This is a genomic window from Chryseolinea serpens, from assembly GCF_900129725.1.
In the GTDB taxonomy this organism is placed as follows: Bacteria; Bacteroidota; Bacteroidia; order Cytophagales; family Cyclobacteriaceae; genus Chryseolinea; species Chryseolinea serpens.
This window is the reverse complement of sequence record NZ_FQWQ01000005.1, coordinates 172,421-196,111: the sequence shown is the minus strand read 5'-3', so window position 1 is coordinate 196,111 and position 23,691 is coordinate 172,421. Positions and strand designations below refer to the sequence as shown.

At 49.6% G+C, this 23,691-nt stretch carries 37 protein-coding genes; 3 read left to right on the top strand and 34 right to left on the bottom strand.

Going from position 1 to position 23,691, the window contains the following annotated elements; translation table 11 throughout:
- Positions 1-16 precede the first annotated feature (16 nt).
- The 30 genes from carA to rplC form a co-directional block, all read right to left on the bottom strand.
- The gene (gene carA / locus BUB30_RS28820; protein ID WP_073141621.1) at positions 17-1,126 is read right to left on the bottom strand and encodes a glutamine-hydrolyzing carbamoyl-phosphate synthase small subunit; all 1,110 of its coding nucleotides are present in this window, start codon (positions 1,124-1,126) and stop codon (positions 17-19) included.
- A 131-nt stretch (positions 1,127-1,257) separates the two neighbouring features.
- The gene (gene rplQ / locus BUB30_RS28815; protein ID WP_073141619.1) at positions 1,258-1,791 is read right to left on the bottom strand and encodes a 50S ribosomal protein L17; all 534 of its coding nucleotides are present in this window, start codon (positions 1,789-1,791) and stop codon (positions 1,258-1,260) included.
- Positions 1,792-1,797: 6 nt separating this feature from the next.
- Positions 1,798-2,787 (bottom strand): DNA-directed RNA polymerase subunit alpha, encoded by a 990-nt coding sequence (locus BUB30_RS28810; protein WP_073141617.1) that lies wholly within the window; start codon positions 2,785-2,787, stop codon positions 1,798-1,800.
- A gap of 23 nt (positions 2,788-2,810) precedes the next feature.
- Positions 2,811-3,416, bottom strand: a complete 606-nt coding sequence (gene rpsD, locus BUB30_RS28805; protein ID WP_073141615.1) for a 30S ribosomal protein S4 — start codon at positions 3,414-3,416, stop codon at positions 2,811-2,813.
- Positions 3,417-3,444: 28 nt separating this feature from the next.
- A complete protein-coding gene (rpsK, locus tag BUB30_RS28800) occupies positions 3,445-3,843 on the bottom strand; it encodes a 30S ribosomal protein S11 (RefSeq protein WP_073141613.1) in 399 nt (132 codons plus the stop codon).
- 19 nt (positions 3,844-3,862) lie between these two features.
- The gene (rpsM, locus tag BUB30_RS28795; RefSeq protein WP_073141611.1) at positions 3,863-4,243 is read right to left on the bottom strand and encodes a 30S ribosomal protein S13; all 381 of its coding nucleotides are present in this window, start codon (positions 4,241-4,243) and stop codon (positions 3,863-3,865) included.
- Between the two features lie 6 nt (positions 4,244-4,249).
- Positions 4,250-4,366 (bottom strand): type B 50S ribosomal protein L36, encoded by a 117-nt coding sequence (gene ykgO, locus BUB30_RS28790; protein WP_073141609.1) that lies wholly within the window; start codon positions 4,364-4,366, stop codon positions 4,250-4,252.
- 8 nt (positions 4,367-4,374) lie between these two features.
- Positions 4,375-4,593, bottom strand: a complete 219-nt coding sequence (gene infA, locus BUB30_RS28785) for a translation initiation factor IF-1 (RefSeq protein WP_073141607.1) — start codon at positions 4,591-4,593, stop codon at positions 4,375-4,377.
- Positions 4,572-5,366, bottom strand: a complete 795-nt coding sequence (gene map, locus BUB30_RS28780; protein WP_073141605.1) for a type I methionyl aminopeptidase — start codon at positions 5,364-5,366, stop codon at positions 4,572-4,574. Before map ends, infA begins: the two co-directional genes overlap by 22 nt.
- A 7-nt stretch (positions 5,367-5,373) precedes the next feature.
- Positions 5,374-6,690 carry a preprotein translocase subunit SecY gene (gene secY / locus BUB30_RS28775; protein ID WP_073141603.1) on the bottom strand — a complete coding sequence of 439 codons (1,317 nt, stop codon included), beginning with the start codon at positions 6,688-6,690 and terminating at the stop codon, positions 5,374-5,376.
- The gene (gene rplO, locus BUB30_RS28770; protein ID WP_073141601.1) at positions 6,690-7,136 is read right to left on the bottom strand and encodes a 50S ribosomal protein L15; all 447 of its coding nucleotides are present in this window, start codon (positions 7,134-7,136) and stop codon (positions 6,690-6,692) included. Before rplO ends, secY begins: the two co-directional genes overlap by 1 nt.
- Before the next feature lies 1 nt (position 7,137).
- A complete protein-coding gene (rpmD, locus tag BUB30_RS28765; RefSeq protein ID WP_073141599.1) occupies positions 7,138-7,317 on the bottom strand; it encodes a 50S ribosomal protein L30 in 180 nt (59 codons plus the stop codon).
- 5 nt (positions 7,318-7,322) lie between these two features.
- A complete protein-coding gene (gene rpsE / locus BUB30_RS28760) occupies positions 7,323-7,841 on the bottom strand; it encodes a 30S ribosomal protein S5 (protein WP_073141597.1) in 519 nt (172 codons plus the stop codon).
- A gap of 11 nt (positions 7,842-7,852) precedes the next feature.
- Entirely contained in the window at positions 7,853-8,203 is a 351-nt protein-coding gene (gene rplR, locus BUB30_RS28755) for a 50S ribosomal protein L18 (protein ID WP_073141595.1), read from the bottom strand.
- 41 nt (positions 8,204-8,244) lie between these two features.
- Entirely contained in the window at positions 8,245-8,802 is a 558-nt protein-coding gene (gene rplF, locus BUB30_RS28750) for a 50S ribosomal protein L6 (RefSeq protein ID WP_073141593.1), read from the bottom strand.
- Positions 8,803-8,814: 12 nt separating this feature from the next.
- Positions 8,815-9,213 (bottom strand): 30S ribosomal protein S8, encoded by a 399-nt coding sequence (gene rpsH, locus BUB30_RS28745; protein WP_073141591.1) that lies wholly within the window; start codon positions 9,211-9,213, stop codon positions 8,815-8,817.
- 167 nt (positions 9,214-9,380) lie between these two features.
- Positions 9,381-9,650 carry a 30S ribosomal protein S14 gene (gene rpsN, locus BUB30_RS28740; protein ID WP_073141589.1) on the bottom strand — a complete coding sequence of 90 codons (270 nt, stop codon included), beginning with the start codon at positions 9,648-9,650 and terminating at the stop codon, positions 9,381-9,383.
- 8 nt (positions 9,651-9,658) lie between these two features.
- On the bottom strand, positions 9,659-10,210 hold the full coding sequence (gene rplE, locus BUB30_RS28735; RefSeq protein ID WP_073141587.1) for a 50S ribosomal protein L5: 552 nt from the start codon (positions 10,208-10,210) through the stop codon (positions 9,659-9,661).
- Positions 10,210-10,548 (bottom strand): 50S ribosomal protein L24, encoded by a 339-nt coding sequence (gene rplX, locus BUB30_RS28730; RefSeq protein ID WP_073141586.1) that lies wholly within the window; start codon positions 10,546-10,548, stop codon positions 10,210-10,212. Before rplX ends, rplE begins: the two co-directional genes overlap by 1 nt.
- Before the next feature lie 3 nt (positions 10,549-10,551).
- Positions 10,552-10,920 carry a 50S ribosomal protein L14 gene (rplN, locus tag BUB30_RS28725; RefSeq protein ID WP_073141584.1) on the bottom strand — a complete coding sequence of 123 codons (369 nt, stop codon included), beginning with the start codon at positions 10,918-10,920 and terminating at the stop codon, positions 10,552-10,554.
- A 2-nt stretch (positions 10,921-10,922) separates the two neighbouring features.
- Complete coding sequence (gene rpsQ, locus BUB30_RS28720; RefSeq protein ID WP_073141582.1) at positions 10,923-11,177, bottom strand: 30S ribosomal protein S17; 255 nt, start codon at positions 11,175-11,177, stop codon at positions 10,923-10,925.
- A gap of 5 nt (positions 11,178-11,182) precedes the next feature.
- Positions 11,183-11,377 carry a 50S ribosomal protein L29 gene (rpmC, locus tag BUB30_RS28715; protein ID WP_073141580.1) on the bottom strand — a complete coding sequence of 65 codons (195 nt, stop codon included), beginning with the start codon at positions 11,375-11,377 and terminating at the stop codon, positions 11,183-11,185.
- Complete coding sequence (rplP, locus tag BUB30_RS28710) at positions 11,374-11,805, bottom strand: 50S ribosomal protein L16 (RefSeq protein WP_073141578.1); 432 nt, start codon at positions 11,803-11,805, stop codon at positions 11,374-11,376. Before rplP ends, rpmC begins: the two co-directional genes overlap by 4 nt.
- Positions 11,806-11,838: 33 nt before the next feature.
- Complete coding sequence (rpsC, locus tag BUB30_RS28705; RefSeq protein WP_073141576.1) at positions 11,839-12,675, bottom strand: 30S ribosomal protein S3; 837 nt, start codon at positions 12,673-12,675, stop codon at positions 11,839-11,841.
- A gap of 2 nt (positions 12,676-12,677) precedes the next feature.
- Positions 12,678-13,148 carry a 50S ribosomal protein L22 gene (gene rplV, locus BUB30_RS28700; protein WP_073141575.1) on the bottom strand — a complete coding sequence of 157 codons (471 nt, stop codon included), beginning with the start codon at positions 13,146-13,148 and terminating at the stop codon, positions 12,678-12,680.
- Positions 13,149-13,150: 2 nt separating this feature from the next.
- On the bottom strand, positions 13,151-13,429 hold the full coding sequence (gene rpsS / locus BUB30_RS28695) for a 30S ribosomal protein S19 (RefSeq protein ID WP_073141573.1): 279 nt from the start codon (positions 13,427-13,429) through the stop codon (positions 13,151-13,153).
- Positions 13,429-14,253: a 50S ribosomal protein L2 gene (gene rplB / locus BUB30_RS28690; RefSeq protein ID WP_073141572.1), complete on the bottom strand. Its 825-nt coding sequence runs from the start codon at positions 14,251-14,253 to the stop codon at positions 13,429-13,431. The genes rpsS and rplB overlap by 1 nt, the downstream gene beginning before the upstream one ends.
- Before the next feature lie 10 nt (positions 14,254-14,263).
- Complete coding sequence (rplW, locus tag BUB30_RS28685) at positions 14,264-14,551, bottom strand: 50S ribosomal protein L23 (RefSeq protein WP_073141570.1); 288 nt, start codon at positions 14,549-14,551, stop codon at positions 14,264-14,266.
- The gene (rplD, locus tag BUB30_RS28680) at positions 14,551-15,183 is read right to left on the bottom strand and encodes a 50S ribosomal protein L4 (RefSeq protein WP_073141568.1); all 633 of its coding nucleotides are present in this window, start codon (positions 15,181-15,183) and stop codon (positions 14,551-14,553) included. Before rplD ends, rplW begins: the two co-directional genes overlap by 1 nt.
- Entirely contained in the window at positions 15,183-15,815 is a 633-nt protein-coding gene (rplC, locus tag BUB30_RS28675; protein ID WP_073141566.1) for a 50S ribosomal protein L3, read from the bottom strand. Before rplC ends, rplD begins: the two co-directional genes overlap by 1 nt.
- Positions 15,816-16,006: 191 nt before the next feature.
- On the opposite strand from rplC, the gene BUB30_RS28670 reads away from it, so the two are divergent.
- The 3 genes from BUB30_RS28670 to glgP all read left to right on the top strand — a co-directional run bounded on the left by BUB30_RS28670 (position 16,007) and on the right by glgP (position 19,846).
- Positions 16,007-17,026, top strand: a complete 1,020-nt coding sequence (locus BUB30_RS28670; RefSeq protein WP_073141564.1) for a FecCD family ABC transporter permease — start codon at positions 16,007-16,009, stop codon at positions 17,024-17,026.
- Between the two features lie 18 nt (positions 17,027-17,044).
- Complete coding sequence (locus BUB30_RS28665) at positions 17,045-18,034, top strand: ABC transporter ATP-binding protein (protein ID WP_073141563.1); 990 nt, start codon at positions 17,045-17,047, stop codon at positions 18,032-18,034.
- Between the two features lie 159 nt (positions 18,035-18,193).
- Positions 18,194-19,846 carry an alpha-glucan family phosphorylase gene (gene glgP / locus BUB30_RS28660; RefSeq protein WP_073141561.1) on the top strand — a complete coding sequence of 551 codons (1,653 nt, stop codon included), beginning with the start codon at positions 18,194-18,196 and terminating at the stop codon, positions 19,844-19,846.
- A gap of 94 nt (positions 19,847-19,940) precedes the next feature.
- Here the strand turns inward: glgP and BUB30_RS28655 are convergent, their stop codons facing one another.
- The 4 genes from BUB30_RS28655 to BUB30_RS28640 all read right to left on the bottom strand — a co-directional run bounded on the left by BUB30_RS28655 (position 19,941) and on the right by BUB30_RS28640 (position 23,545).
- Positions 19,941-20,822, bottom strand: a complete 882-nt coding sequence (locus BUB30_RS28655; RefSeq protein ID WP_073141559.1) for an inositol oxygenase family protein — start codon at positions 20,820-20,822, stop codon at positions 19,941-19,943.
- Positions 20,823-20,893: 71 nt separating this feature from the next.
- The gene (locus BUB30_RS28650; RefSeq protein ID WP_073141557.1) at positions 20,894-22,525 is read right to left on the bottom strand and encodes a sodium/sugar symporter; all 1,632 of its coding nucleotides are present in this window, start codon (positions 22,523-22,525) and stop codon (positions 20,894-20,896) included.
- Positions 22,526-22,719: 194 nt separating this feature from the next.
- Positions 22,720-23,229, bottom strand: a complete 510-nt coding sequence (locus tag BUB30_RS28645) for a GNAT family N-acetyltransferase (protein ID WP_073141555.1) — start codon at positions 23,227-23,229, stop codon at positions 22,720-22,722.
- A gap of 4 nt (positions 23,230-23,233) precedes the next feature.
- Complete coding sequence (locus tag BUB30_RS28640) at positions 23,234-23,545, bottom strand: type II toxin-antitoxin system TacA family antitoxin (RefSeq protein ID WP_073141553.1); 312 nt, start codon at positions 23,543-23,545, stop codon at positions 23,234-23,236.
- Positions 23,546-23,691 lie beyond the last annotated feature (146 nt).

Genomic DNA, 23,691 nt, shown 5'->3' with positions numbered 1-23,691 from the left:
ATGATAGTTGTTCGGGTTAGGCGGTGACGGGTTCGGCGATCTCCGCCTGTATCATTTCAATGAACTCGTCGAAGAGGTAGCGCGAATCGTGCGGCCCGGGGGAGGCTTCAGGATGGTATTGCACCGAGAACGCTTTCCGGTCTTTCAGGCGGATGCCCATGATGGTGTTATCGTTCAGGTGGACGTGGGTGACCATTACGTTGGCATTCTTCTCGATGTCCTTTTCGTTCACAGAGAAGCCGTGGTTTTGGGAGGTCATTTCACCTTTGCCGGTGACCAGGTTTTTCACCGGGTGGTTCAACCCTCTGTGACCGTGGTGCATTTTGTAGGTCGAAATTCCGGAGGCCAGCGCCAGGAGTTGATGGCCGAGGCAAATGCCGAAAAGGGGCTTGCCCGAATCCAATGCTTGCTTCACGGTTTCAATGGCGTAGGTCATCACCGAGGGGTCGCCGGGGCCATTGGAGATAAAGTAGCCGTGGGGATTCCAGGCCTTCATTTCCGCGAAGGATGTCTTGGCGGGGAATACTTTGCAAAACACGCCGCGGCTGGCCAGGTTGGTCACGATGCTTTGTTTGATACCCAGGTCGAGCACCGCCACTTTGATGGCTGCGTGGGCATCGCCTACGGTATAGGCCTCTTTGGTCGTTACCAGCGAGGAGAGTTCGAGCCCGTTCATGGAGGGCACTTTCTTTATTTCTGCTTTGAGCTGGTCTGGGGTGAGCTCTGAGGAGATGATGGCGTTCATGGCGCCTTTGCTGCGAATGTAGCGCACCAGCATCCGGGTGTCGATGTTGGCGATGCCCACCACGTTGCGGCTCTCCAGGTATTGCTGCAGGCTGCCTGTGGCCGACTTGCGGCTGAATTCATGGGCAAATTCGTTGACCACTAACCCGGAAATCATGGGGCGGCTCGACTCTTGTTCAGCGTCGAAAGCGCCATAGTTACCAATGTGGGCATTGGTGTTGACGATGATCTGTCCGTAATAAGAAGGATCTGTGTAGATCTCCTGGTACCCGGTCATGCCGGTATTGAAGCATATTTCACCACCAGAGGTGCCGATTTTACCGATGGCCGTTCCCTCCACGAGGAGGCCGTCTTCAAGAAGGAGGTAAGCTTTTTTCTGCATAGCGTTCGCAAAAATACGTTAGTAATTCCGGGATTAGCATGCCCGGGCATAGGTTTTTACCAGCGGCCAGGGCATAAAAAAAGGGATCAAACGATTGTTCGATCCCTTTTCGTATGAATGGCGTTCTATCACTATTCTTTTTCTTTCTTAGTGGAAGCTTTCTTGGGCTTCTTTTCTGCCTTTTCAGCTTTGGCTTCGGCTGCAGGAGCAGCTTCGGTTGCGCCTTCGGCACCTTCGGTTTTCTTCGCACCGCGGCTTCTTCTGGTCTTGGCTTTCTTGGCCACGCCTTCCTTGCTGTAGAGCGTGTTGAAATCCACGAGTTCGATGAGACACATTTCGGCGTTGTCACCTACGCGTACATCACCCAATTTGATGATGCGGGTATATCCACCCGGACGATCGGCAATCTTCGATGCTACTTCACCAAACAGGGTCTTCACAGACTCCTTGTTTTGGAGGTAGGAGAACACCGTTCTTCTGGAGTGCGTGGTGTCGTCCTTCGACTTGGTCAGCAAAGGCTCAACATATTTTCTCAACGCTTTGGCTTTGGCTACCGTGGTCGTGATTCTTTTGTTCAGAATCAACGAAGAAGCCATGTTCGAAAGCAACGCTTGTCTGTGCGCTGTTTTTCTACCTAAGTGATTTACCTTCTTACCGTGTCTCATGATTTCCTAGTCTTCATCAAGTTTATACTTGGAGAGATCCATACCGAAGGTGAGGTTCTTCTCCGCTACCAATTGTTCCAATTCTGCCAGCGACTTCTTACCGAAGTTTCTGAATTTCATCATGTCCGAGATCTCCAGTTGAACGAGGTCGCCCAGTGATTTCACATCGGCTGCTTTCAAGCAGTTGTAGGCGCGTACGGACAGATCGAGGTCGTGCAATGCGGTCTTCAACAGTTTGCGCATGTGCAGCATTTCTTCGTCTACTTGCTCTACTTCTGCATCTTTGCCGGTTTCGAGTTCCATCGACTTGTCGGAGAACAGGGCAAAGTGTTTGATGAGGATGTGTGCGGCACCTTCCAACGCCTTTTCAGGGTGGATAGATCCGTCGGTTTCGATGTCTACTACCAACTTTTCGTAGTCGGTCTTTTGCTCTACGCGGGTGTTTTCTACGCTGTATTTCACGTTCTTAATGGGCGTGAAGATGGCGTCGATCGGAATGAATCCGAATACTTGTTCTGTAGGCTTATTTTCTTCAGCCGGGAGGTAGCCTCTTCCCTTCTCGATCGTGAGTTCGATCTCGAAGTGAGCGGTTTCGTCCAGGTTGCAAATGACGTGCTCGGGGTTAAGAATTTCGAAAGCAGAGGTAAACTTAGCGATGTCGCCAGCTTTGAACTGCTTCTGTTTCTTAATGTTTACCGTGATTTTATTATCGAAGTTATCCGATACTTTTCTGAACCGAACCATTTTCAGGTTGAGGATGATTTCGGCAACATCCTCCACAACTCCTTCGATGGTCGAAAACTCATGAAGTACACCGGGAACCTTGATTCCGGTGATCGCATAACCTTCCAGGGAGGACAACAGGATTCTTCTCAGCGCATTGCCGATGGTCACCCCATATCCTTTTTCCAGAGGCTTGAATGTGAAGAGACCGTGAAAATCATCGGACTTTTCCATCGCAACCTTCTCTGGCATTTGAAATGCTAATATTGACATAGTGATGTTGTTAACAGTTAAAATTACTTCGAGTACAATTCAACGATCAGCTGCTCGTTGATGTTTTCGGGAATATCAACACGCGGTGGCAGGTTGATGATTTTTCCTGTCATTTCGCTGTTGTCCCACTCCAACCAGTTGTACTTCTTGGCTCCTTGGAGGGAGAGGCTGTTGGTGATGACTTCTAATGATTTGGAACGTTCGCGTACTTCCACCAGGTCGCCAGGCTTCAGTGTGAAAGAACCGATATTTACTACATCGCCGTTCACCAGGATGTGTTTGTGCAATACCAATTGACGAGCCGCGCGGCGTGTGGGAGCGATACCCAGACGGTACACGGTGTTGTCCAGCCGTGACTCCAGCAATTGCAGGAGCACTTCACCGGTTACGCCCTTCTTGCGGGAAGCCGTGTCGAACAATTTTGCGAATTGTCTTTCCAGCAAACCGTAGATGTATTTGGCCTTTTGCTTTTCAGCAAGCTGCGTAGCGTATTCCGATTGCTTGCGCTTCTTGCCACGGCCGTGTTGACCCGGAGCATAGTTCTTCTTCTGAAGCGCCTTGTTATCACCTAAAATAGGCTCGTTGAAACGTCTTGAGATTCTGACTTTAGGGCCTGTATATCTTGCCATGGTAAAACCTAAATATAATATTCTTTAATTAAACTCTTCTTTTCTTCGGAGGGCGGCAGCCGTTGTGCGGCAGCGGCGTCACGTCGCGGATAGCCGTTACTTCGATGCCCGATCCTTGGATGGTGCGGATAGCCGATTCACGTCCGGCGCCAGGGCCTTTCACGAATACTTCTACCTTTCTCAGTCCTTGTTCGAAAGCTTTGGAAGCGCAATCCTGAGCGGCCACCTGAGCGGCATAGGGAGTGTTCTTCTTCGAACCTTTGAAGCCCATCTTTCCGGCCGACGCCCAGGAAATTACTTGTCCTGTGGTGTTGGTCATCGAAATGATGATGTTGTTGAACGTGGCACGGATGTGTGCATGCCCTACGGCTTCCACGTTCACTACGCGCTTCTTCGCTTTATCTTTTCTCTTTTCAGCTGTCGCCATTATTGAAAAGTTTTATCTATTAACCTTTAGTTGCTTTCTTCTTGTTCGCTACCGTCTTACGCTTACCCTTACGAGTACGGGCGTTGTTCTTGGTAGTTTGTCCACGAACGGGCAAGCCCTTTCTGTGGCGGAGTCCGCGGTAGCATCCGATGTCCATGAGGCGCTTGATGCTCAACTGGATCTCAGATTTCAACGCACCCTCGATTCTGAATTTCTCAGCGATGATTGCGCGGACTGCGTTCGACTCTTCGTCGTTCCATTCCTTCACTTTCTTGTCGATGCTTACACCGGCTTCCGTAAGGATCTTTTGGGCTGACCTACGGCCAATACCAAAGATGTACGTGAGACTGATTTCGCCTCGCTTGTTATCGGGAATATCTACACCTGCTATACGTGCCATAGTATGTTAACCTTGTCTTTGTTTAAACCTAGGATTCTTTTTGTTAATCACATACAGTTTGCCCTTGCGTCTGATGATCTTGCAATCAGCGCTGCGTTTCTTTATGGATGCTTTAACTTTCATGTTCGTTTTTACTTGTATCTGAATACAATTCTACCTTTTGTTAAATCGTAAGGCGACATTTCCAATCTTACTCTGTCGCCGGGCAAAATGCGGATGTAGTGCATTCTCATTTTACCTGAAATATGTGCCAACACTTCATGTCCGTTTTCCAACTGTACGCGAAACATCGCATTGGATAACGCTTCCGAAATTGTGCCGTCTTGTTCTATTGACTTTTGCTTCGCCACTTATATGGATAGTTTTCTTCAATATACTCGTGCGTCGTCAATATCACTGTTTCGCTCTCGGTCACGGCCACCGTATGTTCAAAATGTGCGCTGGGCATGTGGTCGGCGGTTCGCACCGTCCAACCGTCGTTATCCTGCACGACATTCTTTGTTCCCCGGTTTATCATCGGCTCGATGGCGAAAACCATTCCGGCAATGATCTTGACTCCTTTGCCCCGCTTACCATAGTTGGGCACTTCCGGATCTTCGTGCAGCTTGCGCCCCACGCCGTGTCCCACCAGTTCGCGAACCACACCGTATCCGAAGCTCTCTACGTAGCTCTGGATCGCATAGCTCACATCCCCGATCCGGTTTCCTGCTTTTGCCTGTGCGATGCCCCGGTAAAGGGACTCGTACGTGCGATTCAGGAGGAGCAGTGTTTCCGGTCCTACACCTTCCAGTGGATAAGTGTATGCCGAATCACTGTGAAAACCTTTATATAAAACACCACAATCTATCGATATGATGTCGGTCTCTTTCACTTCATAGTTGCCGGGAAATCCGTGCACCACTACGTCGTTTACCGAGATGCAGAGTGATGAAGGAAATCCGTTGTAGTGTTTGAACGACGGGATTCCACCATTATCTCTGATATACTCTTCCGCCAGCTTGTCCAGATCTTTCGTTTTCACACCAGGCTTTACTTTCCTGGCGATCTCTCCGTGGGCCTTCCCCAGAATCTGGGCGCCCTCCTTCATGATCTGTAACTCTTCTGCCGTTTTTAAGTTAATCATTCAGCCTTTAAGCCGCAGCAAATTGAGAACGTCCTTTCACTCTGCCCGACTTCATCATCCCTTCGTAGTGTCTCATGAGCAGGTAGCTTTCGATTTGCTGGAGGGTATCCAATACCACCCCAACCAAGATCAGAAGCGACGTGCCACCAAAGAACTGTGCGAAGTTTTGTCCTACTCCAGCTTTTACTGCGAATGCGGGAAGCACGGCAATAGCACACAGGAACAGGGCTCCGGGCAATGTGATTCTTGATAAAACAGTGTCTATAAACTCAGCGGTTTGTTTGCCGGGTTTTACTCCGGGCACAAAGCCACCGTTGCGTTTCAAGTTGTCAGCAATGTCGTTCGAGTTGATCGTGATCGCCGTGTAGAAGAACGTGAAGATCAAGATCATGGACGCGAACAGCAAGCTATACTGCCATGAATACGGATCCGAAAATGTAGATCCGATGTAGGCGCCGATGTCGCTGTCTCTCCACATGCCCGCGATGAGGGCCGGAAAGAACATCAAAGCTTGTGCGAAGATGATGGGCATTACCCCTGCGGAGTTCAACTTCAAGGGGATGAAGTCGCGCTTGCCGCCATAGAGTTTGTTGCCGATCACTTGCTTGGCATATTGGATCGGGATGCGGCGGGTCGCTTGCGTGAGGGCAATAACGGCTACCACGATTCCGAACAGTACAAATAATTCAATGATAAATGCGAAAGCCTTTCCGGGGAACTTGTCGCTGATCTCGGCGATCAATGCCAGCGGCAGGCGCGACACGATACCGATCATGATCAACATCGAGATACCGTTACCGATACCTTTGTCGGTGATCCTTTCGCCCAACCACATACAGAACATCGTTCCGGAGATGAGGATGGCTACGGAGGTCACGAAAAAGAACGGTCCGGGGTTCATGATCACCGAAGGATCGATAGCGCCTTTGAGGTAGCTATAGCCTTGGAAGATCGTGATAAAGATCGTCAGCACGCGGGTATATTGATTCAAACGCTTCCGGCCCGAGTCGCCTTCTTTCTGGAGCTTCTGGAAATAGGGTACAGCAAACGAAAGGAGCTGTACGATAATCGAAGCCGAGATGTACGGCATGATGCCCAATGCGAAAATCGACGCGTTGTTGAAGGCACCACCCGAGAAGGTGTTGATGAAACCGAGAATACCACTGGTGTTCCGGTTCACATCCAACCGGTTAGGGTCGATGCCGGGCAATACAATATAAGATCCGAGCCTGAAAATGACCAGGAATCCCATGGTATTGAGAATCCTGACGCGCAGGTCTTCTATTGAGAAGATATTCTTTATGGTCTGAATGAAACGCTTCATTACTTCACGGTTGTGGCTGTTCCACCTACTTTTTCAATCGCTTGTGTTGCGCTAGCAGAGAAGGCATGTGCCTCAACGCTAACCTTTGCTTTCAATTCACCTCTTCCTAAAACTTTCACTTTGTCGTTCTTGCCTACTACACCATTTTCGATCAGCACGGCGAGGCTGAGGGTAGTGGATTTTACTTTTTCAGCAAGTCCTTCCAAAGCATCAAGGTTCACTGCCTTGAAATATTCTTTGTTGTTGTTCTTAAAACCGAACTTCGGTACGCGACGCTGCAAAGGCATCTGACCACCTTCGAAGCCAGACTTCTTGGCGTTACCCGAACGGGACTGTGCACCCTTGTGACCGCGTCCTGCCGTGCTCCCACCCGAGCCCTGACCGCGGCCAAGTCTCTTGTTTGTTTTTGTTGAACCTTCAGCAGGTTTTAATGTATGCAGCTTCATCTTACAGTTCTTTTACAGTAATCAAATGATTCACTTTTGAAATCATGCCGGCGATCTGGGGCGTCAGCTCCACTTCAACCGTTCTGTTTATTTTACCGAGGCCCAACGCTTGGATCGTGCGGATCTGTGTTTCGGGTCTCTTGATGGTGCTTCTCTTCTGTGTGATCTGTACTTTCGCCATGTCTCTTAGCCGTTAAATACTTTCGACAATGATACTCCTCTGTTCTTTGCTACGGTGAAGGCGTCGCGCATGCTGGTCAATGCCTTGAAAGTAGCTTTCACCACGTTGTGGGGGTTTGACGAGCCTTTGGATTTTGCCAACACGTTGTGTACACCAGCGCTTTCCAATACGGCGCGCATAGCACCACCGGCGATAACACCTGTACCAGGAGAAGCGGGCTTCAGCAGTACGAATCCACCGCCAAATTTTCCAACAGACTCATGGGGCACAGTGCCTTTGATGATCGGCACTTTCACCAGGTGCTTCTTGGCATCGTCGATGCCTTTGGTGATAGCGTCTGTTACTTCGTTGGCTTTGCCCAATCCGTAACCTACCACTCCGTTTCCATCGCCTACTACGACAATGGCTGCGAAGCTGAAACGACGACCACCTTTCACCACCTTGGCTACACGCTCGATGGCTACTACTCTTTCCTTAAGATCGATTTCGCTGGCTTTTACTGTGCTTATGTTGCTTACTGACATATTTCAGTTTCTTAGAATTTTAAACCACCTTCTCTGGCACCTTCAGCCAAAGCTTTGATATTTCCATGGTAGAGGTAACCATTGCGATCGAATACGATGCTCTGAATGCCGGAGGCCAAAGCTTTTTCTGCGATCTTCTTGCCTACATTCTTCGAGTTCTCCACGTTCAGCTTTGCTTTTTCGCCAAGCTCGGAGGTGGAAGCAGAAACTACTGTGGTGCCTTTCAGATCGTCGATGATCTGAACGAACAAGCCTTTGTTGCTTCTGAACACGGACAAACGAGGTCTGTCTGTAGTGCCGGTTACTCTCTTACGGACACCTAATTTGATCCGCTCTCTTCTTTCAATATTCTTGCCTGCCATAGTTTCTTGTTTTCTATGATGCTTGTTCTTTCTCTACCTAATTACTTCGCAGCAGCCTTACCAGCTTTTCTACGTACATACTCACCTGTGAAGCGAATACCTTTGCCTTTGTAAGGCTCGATCTTGCGGAGCGACTTCAACTTGGCGGCTACTTGTCCGAGGAGTTGTTTGTCGATGCCTTCCAGGATGATGGTCGGGTTCTGACCTTTTTCTTGTACCGCCTGAACTTTGATTTCAGAGGGAACCGCCAGGAACACGTTGTGCGAATAGCCTAAGCTAAGTTCGAGCACGTTGGATTGCGCGTTGGCTTTGTAACCCACACCCACCAGTTCAAGCTGGTGTCTGTAGCCTTTGGAAACGCCTTCCACCATGTTGGCGATCAATGCGCGGTACAGACCGTGCATAGCCTTGTGACGTTTTTGATCTGTCGGACGCTCTAATTCTACAATGCCATTCTCAAACTTGACAGTAAAGTCAGGGTCGATGGCCTGGTAGAGTTCGCCCTTGGGTCCTTTCACGGTCACTTTGTTGTTCTCTTTCGAGAAGTTGAAAGTTACTCCGGAGGGAATGCTTATCGGTTGCTTACCTATTCGTGACATGTTGCTTCTCTATTAATACACGTAACACAATACTTCACCACCTACGTTAAGGGTGCGTGCTTCCTTGTCGGTGATCACCCCTTTGGATGTCGACAGGATGGCAACGCCCAGGCCGTTCATTACGCGCGGCATGGAACCGGTGTTGGCATACTGGCGCAAACCAGGTGTGCTGATTCTTTCCAAGGTAGTTATAGCTGACTCCTTCGTTTCAGGATTGTATTTCAAGGCGATCTTGATAATGCCTTGGCTATGTTCACCGTCCTGGAACTTGTAGTTCAGGATAAACCCTTTGTCAAAAAGAACCTTCGTAATCTCCTTTTTGAGATTGGAAGCGGGGATTTCAACCACCTTATGGTTGGCCCTAATGGCATTCCGCAACCGGGTTAAGTAATCTGCTATCGGATCAGTCATTTTATTTATCCTTTTCCTAATTCTATTAAATAAGCAAGCCCGCGTTTCTTAAAACCGGGCTGCAAAGATATCGAACAATTTCAATAATCCAAACTGTCATCGGGTTTCTCCTTGCGGAGACCTTGATACTCAGCAACCAATATGTAGTGTGTGGGTGTGGGGGGAAGTTACCAGCTCGCCTTGGTGACGCCGGGTATCTTTCCTGCAGAAGCCATTTCACGGAATACGTTACGGCAAACGCCGAACTTACCCATATATCCTTTGGGACGGCCCGTGAGCTTGCAACGGTTCTTCAACCGAACCGGGGAAGCGTTGCGGGGCAATTTGTCCAGGGCCGCATAGTCTCCGGCCTCTTTTAAGGCTTTCCGTTTTGCTGCGTAGGTCGCTACCAGCTTCTCACGTTTTGTCTGCCTTGCTATTACTGATGTTTTAGCCATGCTGTTTCTTAATTTTTATTCGCAAAAGGCATCCCGAATGCTTTCAGGAGCTCGTAGCTTTCTTCGTCTGTTTGGGCAGTGGTCACGAACGTGATATCCATACCGCTGATCTTGTTCACCTTGTCGATGGAGATCTCGGGGAAGATGATCTGTTCTTTCACACCCATGGTATAGTTTCCACGGCCGTCGAATCCTTTGGCGGAAATGCCGCGGAAGTCACGTACCCGGGGAAGGGCGATGCTCATGAGGCGATCCAGGAATTCGTACATCTTGTCGCCGCGCAGGGTCACCCGCACACCGATCGGCATGTTCTCTCTCAACTTGAAGTTGGAGATCGCTTTCTTCGACTTGGTCGATACCGCCTTCTGGCCGCTGATGCTGGTGATTTCTTCCAACGCCACATCGATCAGTTTCTTGTCGGATACCGCCACGCCCATACCCTTGTTGATGCAGATCTTCTCGATCTTGGGAACTTGCATCACTGACTTGTATTCAAATTTCTGCTTTAAAGCAGGGACAATCTCAGTCAGGTATTTGTCCTTTAATCTTGGAGCTGACATTATTTAATAATTTCTCCGGTTTTCTTAGAATATCTTTGAAGCTTTCCTTTGCTGTCGAGCTTGCGGCCTACGCGGGTGGTCTTGCCCGTGGCAGGATCAACCAGTTGCAGGTTGCTGATGTGCACTCCGGCTTCAGTTTTCTTGATGCCGCCTTCGGGCTTGCCGGCAGAAGGTTTCGTGTGTTTAGTCACGATGTTGATGCCTTCCACGATGGCTCTGCTTTTTTCGCGTACTACCTCGAGTACTTTTCCCGTCTTGCCACGATCGTCGCCAGCCAACACCTTAACAGTGTCGCCTTTGCGGATGTGCAATTTGGCTTTTGCGTTGTTCTTCTCCATGGCTTAGATTACTTCAGGGGCCAGTGATACAATTTTCATGAACTGCTTTTCTCTGAGCTCACGTGCCACGGGGCCGAAAATACGGGTTCCACGGGGTTCGTCCTGAGCGTTCAAAAGAACGGCAGCGTTATCTTCAAAACGGATATACGATCCGTCTTTTCTTCTAACTTCTTTCGTCGTTCTAACCACGACAGCTTTAGACACAGTGCCTTTTTTAACCTGGCTGCTGGGCATCGCGGACTTCACAGTCACTACGATTTTATCGCCTACGGAAGCATAGCGTCTTTTGGTTCCGCCGAGTACGTGCATACACAGTACTTCTTTGGCGCCGCTATTGTCTGCTACGGTAAGTCTTGATTCGGTGCTTATCATAATTACTTCGCTTTTTCAACTACTTCTACTAATCTCCAACGCTTGTCCTTGCTCAACGGACGGGTTTCCATGATGCGTACGGTATCACCGATACCTGCAGTGTTGGCCTCGTCGTGCGCCTTGAACTTGGTCGTACGGTTTACAAATTTTCCGTAGATGGGGTGCTTTACCTTTCTGTCTACGGCCACGGTGATGGTCTTTTGCATTTTATTGCTAACCACTTTGCCCACCCGTTCTTTTCTGTCGTTCCTTTCCATAGGAATTATTTTTGAAGTTCTTTAGCTCTCAATTCTGTTTGCAATCTGGCTACCAGCTTACGAGACTCCCGGAGTTTCATGGGATTTTCGATGGCTGTCACTTGATGCGCAAACTGCATCTTGCGGAGCGCTTCTTTCTCGGCGGCGATCTTTTCCTGAAGCTCGGCTGCCGTCAATGCTTTGATATCTGAATTTTTCATGCCTTGGTAGCTTCTACGTAGTCGTGCTTAATCGTAAACCGGGTCTTCATCGGCAACTTGCCTTCTGCCAGACGCATCGCTTCTTTTGCTGTCGCAATGTCCACGCCTCCTGCTTCGAACAGGATGGTTCCGGGTTTGATCACGGCCACCCAGTATTCAGGAGCACCTTTACCTTTACCCATCCGCACTTCAGCAGGTTTGCGGGTGATGGGTTTGTCGGGGAAGATGCGAATCCACACCTGGCCTTCACGCTTCATGGCGCGGGTTACTGCAATACGTGCAGCTTCCAATTGGCGGGCAGTGATCCATCCACCTTCCAGGGCTTTCAATCCAAATGAACCAAATGCGATAGAGTGACCTCTGGTGGCCATTCCTTTCACACGGCCCTTTTGCATTTTTCTGAATTTCGTTCGTTTCGGCTGTAACATTGTTACCTATTCTTTATAGTTGCTTCGAAATAATTATCCGTTTCTTCTAGGTCCGCCGCCACGGTTGTCGCCGCCGCGTCGCTGGCCTCCACCTTCACCACCGCGACGATCGCCGCCCGGTCTGCCACCACCACCTTCTCTTCTGCGTCCGCCTCTTTCGTTGCCGCCGCGCTCATTGCCACCTTTTTGTCCGGGGCCTTGTTGTGCGTTGCTCACGACTCCTACGTTCGGGGAAAGATCACGCTTGCCGTAGATCTCGCCTTTGAAGATCCATACCTTGATACCGATCTTGCCGTATACCGTCTGCGACTCGGAGATCGCATAGTCGATGTCGGCGCGAAGGGTGTGCAGGGGCACGCGTCCTTCTTTGTATTGCTCTGTTCTCGCCATTTCGGCGCCGGCCAAACGGCCCGAGCATTTGATCTTGATGCCTTCTGCTCCCACGCGCATAGCCGAAGCGATAGCTTGCTTCATGGCACGCTTGTAAGAGATACGAGCCTCAATTTGTTGTGCGATCGATTCGCCCACCAGTTTCGAGTCCAGTTCAGGACGCTTGATCTCAAAGATGTTGATTTGAACATCCTTGTTGGTGAGTTTCTTCAACTCTTCCTTGATCTTGTCGACCTCGTTTCCACCTTTACCGATCACGACGCCGGGACGGGCAGTGTGAATGGTCAATGTGATGCGCTTCAGGGTTCTTTCGATCACCACTTTCGCGATACCACCTTTGGGGATACGTGCCTCTACGTATTTTCTGATTTTCTGGTCTTCAACCAGTTTATCGGAGAAGGTTTTGCCACCATACCAGTTGGAATCCCAGCCGCGTACGATGCCCAATCTAAAACCTACAGGATTAATTTTTTGTCCCATTATTATTCCTTCGTTTCTTTTTCAGTCGATGTTACTTCAGCGCCTGCTTTTTTCAAGCTGGCCACTACGAGTGTCACGTGGTTTGAACGTTTTCTCACCCGGTGTGCTCTTCCTTGGGGAGCGGGTCTCAGTCTTTTCAGAATGCGGCCACCATCCACAAAAATATCTTTCACGTACAGGTCGGCGTCTTCCAGTTTCACATCCGTGTGTTTTGCTTCCCAGCCAGAGATGGCGGAGAGGAGCAATTTCTCCAGTTTGGGAGCGCCCACTTTGGGCTCATACTTCAGGATGTTCAGGGCCTTGTTCACCCGCTCGCCACGGATCAGGTCCGCTACAAGACGCATCTTGCGGGGCGATGTGGGAACGTTTTTCAACTTGGCTACCGAAGGGCCGGTCTTTGCCGCCGCTTTTCTGGCGTCACGCTTTTCGCGTTTCAGCACAGACTTCTTTGTCTTTTTCGCTACAGCTTCCATGATTACTTAGCGTTATCTTTCTTAGTACCAGAGTGTCCACGGAAGGTGCGGGTAGGGGCGAACTCACCGAGTTTGTGGCCTACCATGTTTTCCGTAACATATACCGGAATGAATTTATTTCCATTGTGAACAGCAAACGTATGGCCGATCATCTCGGGTATTACGGTTGATCTTCTTGACCAGGTCTTGATAACAGATTTCTTACCTGATTTTTCAGTGGCTTCAACTTTCTTCACGAGACGGAAGTCACTGTATGGTCCTTTTTTAATCGAGCGTCCCATTATTTTTTCCTCTTAGCAATGATTAGGCGATCAGAATATTTCTTCGGGTGACGGGTCTTCTTGCCTTTCGCATAAAGTCCGTTGCGTGATCTCGGATGTCCTCCGGATGCGCGTCCTTCACCACCACCCATCGGGTGATCGACAGGGTTCATGGCCACGGCACGGGTGCGGGGGCGAATGCCTCTCCAGCGTGAGCGACCAGCCTTACCCACACTTTCGTTCATGTGGTCAGGGTTCGATGTTGCTCCTACGGTTGCCATGCACACGTCCAGTACGCTGCGCATTTCACCCGAAGGCATCTTCAACGTAGCCATACCGTTTTCGCGGGCCAGGAGTTGCACGAAGCATCCTGCGCTGCGGGCGATAGCGCCACCTTTTCCGGGTTTCATTTCCACGTTGTGTACCACGGTACCTACGGGGATCTTCGCCAGGGGAAGAGCGTTTCCAATTTCAGGTGCTACGTCCGGACCAGAAACCACTACCTGGTCTACTTTCAATCCGTTGGGAGCAATGATATAGGTCTTCGAACCGTCGGCGTAGAATAGCAGGGCTATACGGGCAGAACGGGTAGGATCGTATTCAATAGACTTAACGGTCGCGGGGATGCCTGTCTTGTTGCGTTTGAAGTCGATCTCTCTCAACTTCTGCTTGTGACCGCCACCAATGTAGCGCATGGTCATCTTTCCTTGCTTGTTCCGTCCACCAGTCTTCTTGATGGTGGTCAACAAGGATTTCTCCGGGATGTTGGTCGTAATATCGTCGAAGGAAGGGGCGAGTCTATGTCGCGTTCCTGCTGTGATCGGTTTTAATTTCTTCAGCGCCATTGCTCAAAAATTAGACGTTGCTATAAAAGTCAATTACTTCGCCTGCGGCCAGGGTAACGATGGCCTTCTTGTAGCTGGGCTTGCGGCCTGCCAATACACCGGCTTTTGTGTAACGGGTCTTTTTCTTACCCATCACAACCATGGTATTTACGCTTGCTACGTTTACGGCGTATTGTTTTTCTACGGCCTTCTTGATCTCCACCTTGTTCGCATCGAATGCGACGATGAAACCGTATTTTCCCTTCTCATTCAGAGCAGAGACCTTTTCCGTTACTAGGGGTTTCTTCAGGGTGCTCATTATGCTTTATTTAAAAGGTTTTCAATCTTGCTGATCGAGCTCTCCACGAAGATCACGCTGTCGGCGTTCATCACATCGTAAGTATTGATTTGATCGGCAGTAGTAATTTTTGCGTTCTGGATGTTTCTTCCGGACAACACAACATTCTTGTTGGCTTCGGGCAGAACGAGAAGCGTTTTCTTTTCACCCAAAGAAAGGGCTTTCAGAAGCGCTGTGAATTGCTTGGTCTTGGGAGTTTCGAAGGTGAAGTCTTCCAAAATAGCAATCGAGTTATCTTTTGCTTTGTAAGTCAGGGCCGACTTACGGGCGAGGTCTTTCACTTTCTTGTTCAACTTGAACGAGTAGTCGCGGGGTTGAGGACCGAATACACGTCCACCACCTTTGAACTGAGGGTTCTTGATGTTACCCGCACGGGCTCCACCAGTTCCTTTTTGTTTCTTCAGTTTCTTGGAAGAACCTGAAATCTCGTTACGTTGCTTGGCCTTGTGCGTGCCCTGGCGTTGGTTGGCCAGATAGCTCTTTACGTCCAAGTAGATCGCGTGGTCGTTGGGCTCGATGCCAAACACCAGGTCCGACAGACTTACGGTCTTGCTGGATTTTTCGCCGCTGGATTTGAATACGGTTACTTCCATTATTTCTGAAGGATTACAGTTGAATTTTTAGGTCCCGGGAGGGAACCGCTAATAACGATGAGGTTTTGCTCAGGCATGATCTTCACAACCTTCAGGTTGGTGATCGTCACGCGATCGGTACCCATGCGGCCGGCAAGACGCTTGCCTTTGGGCACGCGGGACGCGAACGACGCGTTACCCATGGAACCGGGAGCGCGAAGACGGTTATGCTGACCGTGAGTTTGACCACCCACACCGGCAAAGTTGTGACGCTTCACAACGCCCTGGAAACCTTTACCCTTGGAAGTACCAACGGCATCGATAAAATCGCCTTCAACAAAAACGTCCTGGATGCGGATCTCTTTTCCGAGTTCTACCATTCCATCGAATTCCGTACTGAAGTCGCGGAATTCTACGATGTCTTTCTTGGGGGTGGTGTTAGCTTTCTTGAAGTGTCCAATAGCCGCTTTCGGGGTATGTTTCTCCTTCTTCTCACCAAATGCTAATTGTACAGCACGGTATCCGTCTGTCTCTTCGTTTTTCACTTGCGTCACGACGCAAGGACCGGCTTCGATAACCGTGCAAGCGATGTTTACGCCATCGGCGCCAAACACACTCGTCATTCCTATTTTCTTTCCTATAATTCCAGGCATGGCTGAACCTATTTATGCTGTTTTTCAGGACTTCCTGCACTCTTTCTGCAAAAAGGACTGCAAAGATAGGAACTAAAGTGTCGTTAGCAAATCTGGGTTTCAATATTTTTAGGGAAATGGCGCTGTTTACCAAGCTTTTCGGCGTAATCGCCTAAAATCGCGTATCATTGCGCCCATCCGAAACGGCTGATATGCACTGGATTCACCGAAAAAGCTGGATTATCCTACCCCTGTTGCTGGTTTTACTATTTATAGTGAACCTGGGCCTGGGCAGCGTTTCCATTCCTCCCGGCGCCATTTTGAGCATCCTTTCCGGCAGCGAGACCGCCAACCCGGTATGGCGCGATATCGTCTGGGAGTTCCGGATGACCAAAGCCCTGACCTGCGTTTTGGCCGGGGGCGCCCTCTCTATTGCCGGCCTCCAAATGCAAACCCTTTTTCGCAACGCCCTGGCCGGACCCGATGTGCTCGGCCTCAGTTCGGGCGCCAGCCTGGCGGTATCGTTGGTGTTTATGAGTCAGGCCGCCGGTTTGCAAATGCTTTCGACGCCTAGCCCGTGGGCCATTGCCGGGGCCGCCAGCCTGGGTTGCTGCGGGGTGTTTCTTGTTGTTATTGTTATCGCCCAACGCCTCCGGGACAATACGTCATTATTAATAATAGGACTCATGATTGGTGCTACCACCTCCAGCCTGGTGAGCGTGCTCCAATTTCTCAGCAAACCCGAAGAACAACAGACCTATATACTCTGGACCTTTGGCAGCCTGGGACGACTCAATTGGACGGAAATAAAAGTCCTGACCTCCATCCTGGTGGCCAGCGGGCTGGTGGCGCTTTTTTCAACCAAAGCGCTGAACGGCTGGCTTTTGGGCGACAACTATGCACAAAGCATCGGCATCCACCTGAACCGCTCACGGTTGGTCATTCTCCTCACCACCAGTCTTTTAACGGGCGGGGTGACGGCCTTTTGCGGGCCCATCGCCTTTGTGGGGCTGGCGGTTCCTCACCTGACCAAGCTCCTCATCAAGACGCACAATCACAAAATACTGATCCCGGCCGTCAGTGTTGGCGGCGGAGTGTTAATGTTGTTTTGTGATATCGTGACGCAGCTTCCGGGGAGCGCCTATGTGCTTCCCATCAACGCCATCACTGCCATGGTGGGGGCACCGGTCGTGATCTGGATCATTTTGCGGGCAAAACGGCTTTCGGTTTGATCTTATATATAATGTGTCATGGCCAATAAAACCGCCCTCGTTTCGCTTCATCAATTATCGGTTGGCTATGCGCTGCCCGCGGGCCGGAATGTTCTTTTTGAGAATTTGGGACTTACGCTGAATGCCGGGGAGCTTACGTGTTTTATGGGGCCGAACGGTGTAGGTAAATCTACTTTGATCCGGACTTTGGCGGGATTGCAGAAGGCTTTGTCGGGTGAAGTTCACTATGGTGCCGGCCCGAACCAGTCCCCGAAAGGTCCCCTGCCCCATCAGGTATCGGTAGTTCTAACCGACCGCATTGCGACCGTCCAGATGGATGTGCGGGAGCTGGTTTCGTTTGGGCGCTATCCCTACATGGGCTGGGGCATCACGCTCAGCAAAGACGATCAGCAAAAAGTGAGCGAAGCATTGGAGGAAGTTCACATTCAGCACCTGGCCGACAAAAAACTGTATGAGCTCAGTGATGGCCAACAACAGATGGTCATGATTGCCCGGGCACTGGCGCAGGACACACCCGTTATTCTCCTCGATGAGCCTACGGCCCACCTCGATTTGAACAATCGCGTGGAGGTGATGAACCTGTTGCGCCGGCTTGCACGAAAGTTGAACAAGGCCATCCTGATTGCCACCCATGAATTGGACCTTGCCCTCCAAACCGCGGACCTCATCTGGCTGGCGGGACGCGGCAAAACGTTGGTGACCGGGATCCCCGAAGACCTGGTGTTGTCCGGTGTATTTGATGAGGTATTTCAATTCAAGGGCTATGATCTGAAAACCGGCAAGATCTCGCATGAGGCCTACCGCGATAAAATGATCTCCCTTCAAGGCGATGGCCACGCCTACCTTTGGACCCGGAATGCGTTGGAGCGAAACGGGTTTAGCGTCACCTCCCCCGGCCCCTCCCTCCCCCATATCGATGTCGTGGAAAAGGACGGTCATCTTCGATGGATCATCAATCAAAAGACGTCATTCGATACCCTTCAATCGTTGCTGACGCATTTCATATAATATTGTTCAAAGTAACGCATGTAAGTATTTCAACATCGTCCGGAGGGGCATCAAACGTTTGCAAAAGGGAATCCCCGCTCCCCTGGCTTTCGGTGCATCGCAAATTTCATTTCGTTTCACTACGTTTGAGTTGAATCAACTATCTAGTTCAAAATCACCATGATAAAACCTTCCGAACTTTTCCCCTACACGTTCGATGAGAAATACAGCAAGCCCGTTGCTTATTTTTCGATGGAGTTTGCTGTCGATCAACCCTTGAAAATCTATAGCGGCGGCCTCGGTTTCCTGGCCGGCTCGCACCTGCGCAGCGCCTATGAGCTGAAACAAAACCTGGTTGGTATCGGCATCCTTTGGAAAAAGGGCTACTACGACCAGGAACGCAACCAGGACCAGACCTTGAAAGTGAGCTTCCGCGACAAGGACTATTCTTTTCTGACGGACACCAACATTGTTTTCCCCATCACCATACACGGCTCAAAAGTGTATGTGAAAGCCTATTTGCTGAAGCCCGAGGTATTTCAATCCGCACCGCTGTTCCTGTTGAGCACCGACATTCCGGAGAACGATTATCTCGCACAAACCATCAGCCATCGTCTGTATGACCCCAATGAAACGACGCGCATTGCACAGTCGATCCTGCTAGGTATCGGTGGTGCCACCTTGCTGGACGTGTTGGGTCGTCAAACGGACATCTATCACATGAATGAAGGCCACGCGTTGCCCATGTGTTTCTACCTGCTGCACAAATACAAAAAGATTGAAGAAGTGCAGAAGCGCGTTGCCTTTACGACACACACTCCCGAGAAGGCGGGTAATGAGGAGCACAGCATGCCGTTATTGCACAGCATGAGTTTCTTCAACGGTCTCACGCAAGACGAGGTGAACGATTATGTTTATCCTGAAAACGGCGTGCTGAACTATACCCTCACGGCACTGCGCCTGGCCAAGCGGGCCAATGGTGTATCACAACTTCACGGCGAAGTGTCGCGCAAAATGTGGGGCGACTACCAAGGCATTTGCGAGATCACAGCCATCACCAATGCACAAAACAAAACTTATTGGAGCGATCCCGACCTCGACCAGGCATTGGCACGAAATGATGACCAGGCCCTCGTCGCCCGGAAAAAAGAATTGAAGAAAAAATTGTTCCGCGTAGTGGCGAACCAAACCGGAAAGCTGTTCAACGAGAATGTGCTCACCATCGTGTGGGCCCGTCGCTTTGCCGGCTACAAGCGCGCCAACTTGTTGCTGGCCGACTACAACCGCTTCCTGAAGATCGCCAACAACACCGACTACCCTGTGCAGATCATTTGGGCCGGCAAGCCCTACCCCGAAGATTATGCGGCCATCAATATTTTTAACGAGATCTATTGGAAGACAAAAGATCTGCCTAACTGTACCGTTGTGACCGGCTATGAGCTGTGGCTCTCGGGGCATTTGAAGAAAGGCTCGGACATCTGGTTGAACAATCCGCGTCTATATCACGAGGCTTCCGGAACCTCGGGCATGACCGCGGCGATGAACGCATCCGTAAACCTTTCCATTCCCGACGGTTGGGTGCCCGAATTTTCGAATCATGGCAAGAACGCTTTCATCATTGAAACGGCGAACGATTTGCTCACTCCAGAATCGAAAGACAAAATCGAAGGACAGAATTTGTTGAATGTGCTGGAGAAAGAGATCATCCCGACGTACTATAAAAATCCCGGAGCTTGGCAAAGCATCGTGAAAGCGAGCATGACAGATGTGCTGCCGTTCTTTGATGCCGGGCGGATGGCTGACCAATACTATAAGGAGTTATATAACTTCTAAGACTGCCTCGGAAGAATAGAAAAAGGTTATCATGAAAAGACCTTGCTGTAATCGATACAGCAAGGTCTTTTATTTTGTCTTATGATCGGGTACGTTACAACTTCACTACCGGGGGAAGGTATTTGGCAATGAGGTCTTCGTAGTACGGCTTCAATTCTTTTACGTTGGGAGGAACGGGGTTTTTCGAATACAGATCGTAGGGATTGAATTTCTTTACCCATTCAAACATTTCGCGATCGTGATTGTCCATCAGGTGTTCATAGGCATGTTCACGGTGTTGCGCATAGAAAGAGTGATAGCGGATCATGTAGAGCGCAGGGTCCGGCAGATAATCTTTCGTGATCTGATACAAGTACTCGTCGTGTCCCCATGACATGGTGACATTCCGAAGGCCGCAGCCCTCGCTATAAATGCCAAGCTTCGTGTTGTATTTCTCGTTGGTATAGTCGGGGTTCAGGCTAAAAAATTCAGGATAAACAATCTTGTCTGAAAATTTACAGCCTACGGGGAATGTATCGCCCACCACAGCCCATTGGGGTTCGCCGAAAAGGCAAAGCACTTTGCCCATGTCGTGGATGAAGCCCGTGAGCACGAACCAATCCGGGTGACCATCGCGACGGATGGCTTCGGCAGTTTGCAGCAAGTGTTGGAGTTGGTCCAGTTCGATATCGGGATCTGAATCGTCTACAAGCGTGTTGAGGAATTCCATGGCTTTCCACACGGGCATTTCCTTGCGGTCGAATTTGAGGAACTCGGCCCTTTTTTCCTGCACAAAGTCATAGCTCTGATAGGTGTGGTTGAGGCGATAGAACTCGCGCACCGTATCGCGGACAGGGTCCGCATAATTCCTATATTCTTCTTTTGCCTTGGCAGGCACTTCGGGTTCAGGGTAGCGTTTCAAAACATCGTCTTCCCACTGTTCGATGCTGTGCAGCGGATTGATTTCGCTTTCGGAAAAAGAACGTGCGTCTCTCATAATACCTCGTTTTTATTGTTACTAAACAAATTTACAAAATCGTCACAAGAAAATCTCTACCGTTTGCAGGATTACCAGAATCCAATGTACAAGGCCGCCAGGATGCCCATAATGAGCACGGACCCCACAACAAAACCCGGTGAACTGCGAAACATGGACGTATCGATTTGAATGACGCGCGGTTGGTCCTTGCTTTTGCGGTCGAGCAGGCTTAGGATGATCATTAAAAGAATCAAAAAGACAAACACAATGGTCATGCGATCCAGGAAGGGATAGTCCGGGAACGATCCCGCTGTCCACACGGGAAGAAATTTGAGAATGGTCGATAGCGGGATCGTCAGTGAAGCGGCCGCCAGCGCAGCCGTGGAGGTTGCCCGTTTCCAGAAAAAGCCCATCAGAAAAATGGCGAGCACGCCCGGAGAAATAAAGCCGACGTATTCCTGGATGAATTGATAGGCTTGGTCCAACGAGCGAAGCAACGGAGCAACGAGAGCCGCCAGCACCATGGCGACTATGACCGTGACCCTTCCCGAAATCACCAGGTTCCGTTCACTGATCTTCTTGTTGAAAAATTTCTTGTAGATGTCCATCGAGAAGATCGTGGCAATGCTGTTTGCCTTTCCCGCCAACGAGGCTACTACCGCGGCCGTCAATGCTGCAAAGGCAAGCCCTTTTAAACCTGCCGGCAAAAGATTCATGAGGGTTGGATAGGCATGATCGGGCTTCACCACACCGGCAGCATCGACCATTTCCGTTTGAAACATTCCCTGCTGATACAAAACAAATGCAGCAATGCCTGGAATAACGGCGATGACCGGTACCAATAATTTTAAGAATGCGGCGAATAAAATTCCACTTCGCGCCGTTTTCAAATCCGCACCCAGTGCGCGTTGAATGATGTATTGATTACATCCCCAGTAGTTAAGGTTGTTGATCCACATGCCGCCGATCAACACCGAGAGACCGGGAAGATCTTTGTAGTACGGATGTGTATTGTTGAAGATCATGTGAAAATGCGAAGGCGCTTTCTCGCGCAGTATTTGAAAGCCTCGCCAGATATTTTCCCCTCCACCGTCGTGTGCCGAGACCATGTTCAGGGCAAGGTAGGTGGTGACCAATCCGCCGAGGAGCAACACGCCTACCTGGATCACATCCGTATAGCCGATCACCTTCATCCCTCCCAACGTCACGATCACGGAAAAGAAAGCCAGCCCGGCAATGCACCACCCAAAATCAATGCCCGATATGGAATTGATGGCGAGCGCGCCCAGGTATAATATGGAGGTCAAATTCACAAACACATAGACCAGCAACCAGAATACGGCCATGATGGTGCTCACCGTATCGTTGTAGCGCTGTGAGAGGAATTGCGGCATGGTATAGATCTTGTTTTTCAAATACACCGGAATAAAAAATACCGCCACGATCACAAGGGTTGCCGCGGCCATCCATTCGTAGGTCGAAATGGCCAGACCCAGCGCAAAGCCGGAGCCCGACATGCCTATAAAATGTTCAGCTGAAATATTTGAGGCTATGAGCGACGCGCCGATGGCCCACCAGGTGAGCGACCCTTCGGCAAGAAAAAAATCCTTGGCATCGGCACTCTTTGATTTTTTGCGGTAATAGATCCACAGACCGTATGTCGACACCGTGATAAAGTAAACCAGGAACACAACGTAGTCAACCGAATGGAGATGATTCATGGACGCGGGGCCTGGGGATGGAGCAGACCAGATTCAATATACACAGATATTCTATATCCGCTAACGATTGAAAAAACAGTTCACGCTGTTTTTTTGTGGGTGTTCACAACATGTTTTGTTATCCGTACAGGACTTACAGGATGACGTTCTGGAAGTAGATTGGCTATTGTCTGATGGGAACGTTCCCGCCGTCTCTATTTCTTCCCTTTTGTTTTTTCTTCAAATGCATCTCGGATGGTTTCCATTGACATGAACATTCTCGTAGTGTCTTGCAATTTGACGAACCCAAACTTTTCATAAAAGTCGGCCGCCTTCTCATGGAGAGGATCAACCACCACAGCTATTGAACTGATTTCGTCAGAAACACGCAAGGCTTTTTTTAAAGCGTCTACCACTAACCATGGACCAATGCCGCCACCTTTATATCGCTCGTCACGCGCTAGCCGTCCGATTAGTGTGACGGGTAATTTCTTGTAAGGCATGGTTTTTCCAAGGGATGCAGGAATACTATCCCGGCTTATGCTATCATTGGCGAGCGTATAATACCCTTTAATCATTCCATCACCTTCGGCCAGCACAAAACAAATGGATACGCGCTTTTTCTGATCTTGGCCCGCTTGAATTTTTATATAGCTATCCAGCGAACCTTCACCGCACGAGAATTCCTTTTTTTTGTGTGTTGAATTTAGCGTAACGGTTTCCAAAGATTTATTTTTTGGCCGAAGCCTTACGGGTTTTAATGGGTTCTTTCAAAGAAGCATTATAGTTTTTAACAGCGTCTTTGAGGTAAGCATTCGGTTTAGGCGGAGATGCTAAAACAGCGAAGAAGGTTTCGCGGTCGCGTTCCGAAGAAAGCCAATTCTTATGCTCTTCGATGATGGACGTTGCTTTCTCAATGGCTGCAGAAACAATAAATTGAGTCAAGGTAGAATAACCACCCAAATCAACTGCTTCTTCAAACAATTCCTTTTGTTTTTTGGCCAATCGAACATCTAACCGGGCCATTTCTGTAATTGCCATAAGAGGATCTAGTCAGTTTACCGTTTCTTAAATATACGTACAATTTCCGTACATCGTTCAATTTGTGTGTAAAATCTCCGTACCAGAAATCAATCATTTGATTTTCAATGTATTATGTCGTTAACAGCAAATTTGGCTATTTTCAA

Bases quoted from the DNA above. Each gene is read 5' to 3' on its own strand.
- carA (WP_073141621.1), bottom strand. From the start codon at position 1,126: ATGCAGAAAAAAGCTTACCTCCTTCTTGAAGACGGCCTCCTCGTGGAG.
- rplQ (WP_073141619.1), bottom strand. From the start codon at position 1,791: ATGAGACACGGTAAGAAGGTAAATCACTTAGGTAGAAAAACAGCGCAC.
- BUB30_RS28810 (WP_073141617.1), bottom strand. From the start codon at position 2,787: ATGTCAATATTAGCATTTCAAATGCCAGAGAAGGTTGCGATGGAAAAG.
- rpsD (WP_073141615.1), bottom strand. From the start codon at position 3,416: ATGGCAAGATATACAGGCCCTAAAGTCAGAATCTCAAGACGTTTCAAC.
- rpsK (WP_073141613.1), bottom strand. From the start codon at position 3,843: ATGGCGACAGCTGAAAAGAGAAAAGATAAAGCGAAGAAGCGCGTAGTG.
- rpsM (WP_073141611.1), bottom strand. From the start codon at position 4,243: ATGGCACGTATAGCAGGTGTAGATATTCCCGATAACAAGCGAGGCGAA.
- ykgO (WP_073141609.1), bottom strand. From the start codon at position 4,366: ATGAAAGTTAAAGCATCCATAAAGAAACGCAGCGCTGATTGCAAGATC.
- map (WP_073141605.1), bottom strand. From the start codon at position 5,366: ATGATTAACTTAAAAACGGCAGAAGAGTTACAGATCATGAAGGAGGGC.
- secY (WP_073141603.1), bottom strand. From the start codon at position 6,690: ATGAAGCGTTTCATTCAGACCATAAAGAATATCTTCTCAATAGAAGAC.
- rplO (WP_073141601.1), bottom strand. From the start codon at position 7,136: ATGAAGCTGCATACATTAAAACCTGCTGAAGGTTCAACAAAAACAAAC.
- rpmD (WP_073141599.1), bottom strand. From the start codon at position 7,317: ATGGCGAAAGTACAGATCACACAGAAGAGAAGCACCATCAAGAGACCC.
- rpsE (WP_073141597.1), bottom strand. From the start codon at position 7,841: ATGTCAGTAAGCAACATAAGCACAGTAAAAGCCAGCGAAATCGATCTT.
- rplR (WP_073141595.1), bottom strand. From the start codon at position 8,203: ATGGCAGGCAAGAATATTGAAAGAAGAGAGCGGATCAAATTAGGTGTC.
- rplF (WP_073141593.1), bottom strand. From the start codon at position 8,802: ATGTCACGAATAGGTAAGCAACCGATAAGCATTCCCTCCGGAGTAACT.
- rpsH (WP_073141591.1), bottom strand. From the start codon at position 9,213: ATGACTGATCCGATAGCAGATTACTTAACCCGGTTGCGGAATGCCATT.
- rpsN (WP_073141589.1), bottom strand. From the start codon at position 9,650: ATGGCTAAAACATCAGTAATAGCAAGGCAGACAAAACGTGAGAAGCTG.
- rplE (WP_073141587.1), bottom strand. From the start codon at position 10,210: ATGTCAGCTCCAAGATTAAAGGACAAATACCTGACTGAGATTGTCCCT.
- rplX (WP_073141586.1), bottom strand. From the start codon at position 10,548: ATGGAGAAGAACAACGCAAAAGCCAAATTGCACATCCGCAAAGGCGAC.
- rplN (WP_073141584.1), bottom strand. From the start codon at position 10,920: ATGATAAGCACCGAATCAAGACTTACCGTAGCAGACAATAGCGGCGCC.
- rpsQ (WP_073141582.1), bottom strand. From the start codon at position 11,177: ATGGAAAGGAACGACAGAAAAGAACGGGTGGGCAAAGTGGTTAGCAAT.
- rpmC (WP_073141580.1), bottom strand. From the start codon at position 11,377: ATGAAAAATTCAGATATCAAAGCATTGACGGCAGCCGAGCTTCAGGAA.
- rplP (WP_073141578.1), bottom strand. From the start codon at position 11,805: ATGTTACAGCCGAAACGAACGAAATTCAGAAAAATGCAAAAGGGCCGT.
- rpsC (WP_073141576.1), bottom strand. From the start codon at position 12,675: ATGGGACAAAAAATTAATCCTGTAGGTTTTAGATTGGGCATCGTACGC.
- rplV (WP_073141575.1), bottom strand. From the start codon at position 13,148: ATGGAAGCTGTAGCGAAAAAGACAAAGAAGTCTGTGCTGAAACGCGAA.
- rpsS (WP_073141573.1), bottom strand. From the start codon at position 13,429: ATGGGACGCTCGATTAAAAAAGGACCATACAGTGACTTCCGTCTCGTG.
- rplB (WP_073141572.1), bottom strand. From the start codon at position 14,253: ATGGCGCTGAAGAAATTAAAACCGATCACAGCAGGAACGCGACATAGA.
- rplW (WP_073141570.1), bottom strand. From the start codon at position 14,551: ATGAGCACCCTGAAGAAACCCCTAGTAACGGAAAAGGTCTCTGCTCTG.
- rplD (WP_073141568.1), bottom strand. From the start codon at position 15,183: ATGGAAGTAACCGTATTCAAATCCAGCGGCGAAAAATCCAGCAAGACC.
- rplC (WP_073141566.1), bottom strand. From the start codon at position 15,815: ATGCCTGGAATTATAGGAAAGAAAATAGGAATGACGAGTGTGTTTGGC.
- BUB30_RS28670 (WP_073141564.1), top strand. From the start codon at position 16,007: ATGCACTGGATTCACCGAAAAAGCTGGATTATCCTACCCCTGTTGCTG.
- BUB30_RS28665 (WP_073141563.1), top strand. From the start codon at position 17,045: ATGGCCAATAAAACCGCCCTCGTTTCGCTTCATCAATTATCGGTTGGC.
- glgP (WP_073141561.1), top strand. From the start codon at position 18,194: ATGATAAAACCTTCCGAACTTTTCCCCTACACGTTCGATGAGAAATAC.
- BUB30_RS28655 (WP_073141559.1), bottom strand. From the start codon at position 20,822: ATGAGAGACGCACGTTCTTTTTCCGAAAGCGAAATCAATCCGCTGCAC.
- BUB30_RS28650 (WP_073141557.1), bottom strand. From the start codon at position 22,525: ATGAATCATCTCCATTCGGTTGACTACGTTGTGTTCCTGGTTTACTTT.
- BUB30_RS28640 (WP_073141553.1), bottom strand. From the start codon at position 23,545: ATGGCAATTACAGAAATGGCCCGGTTAGATGTTCGATTGGCCAAAAAA.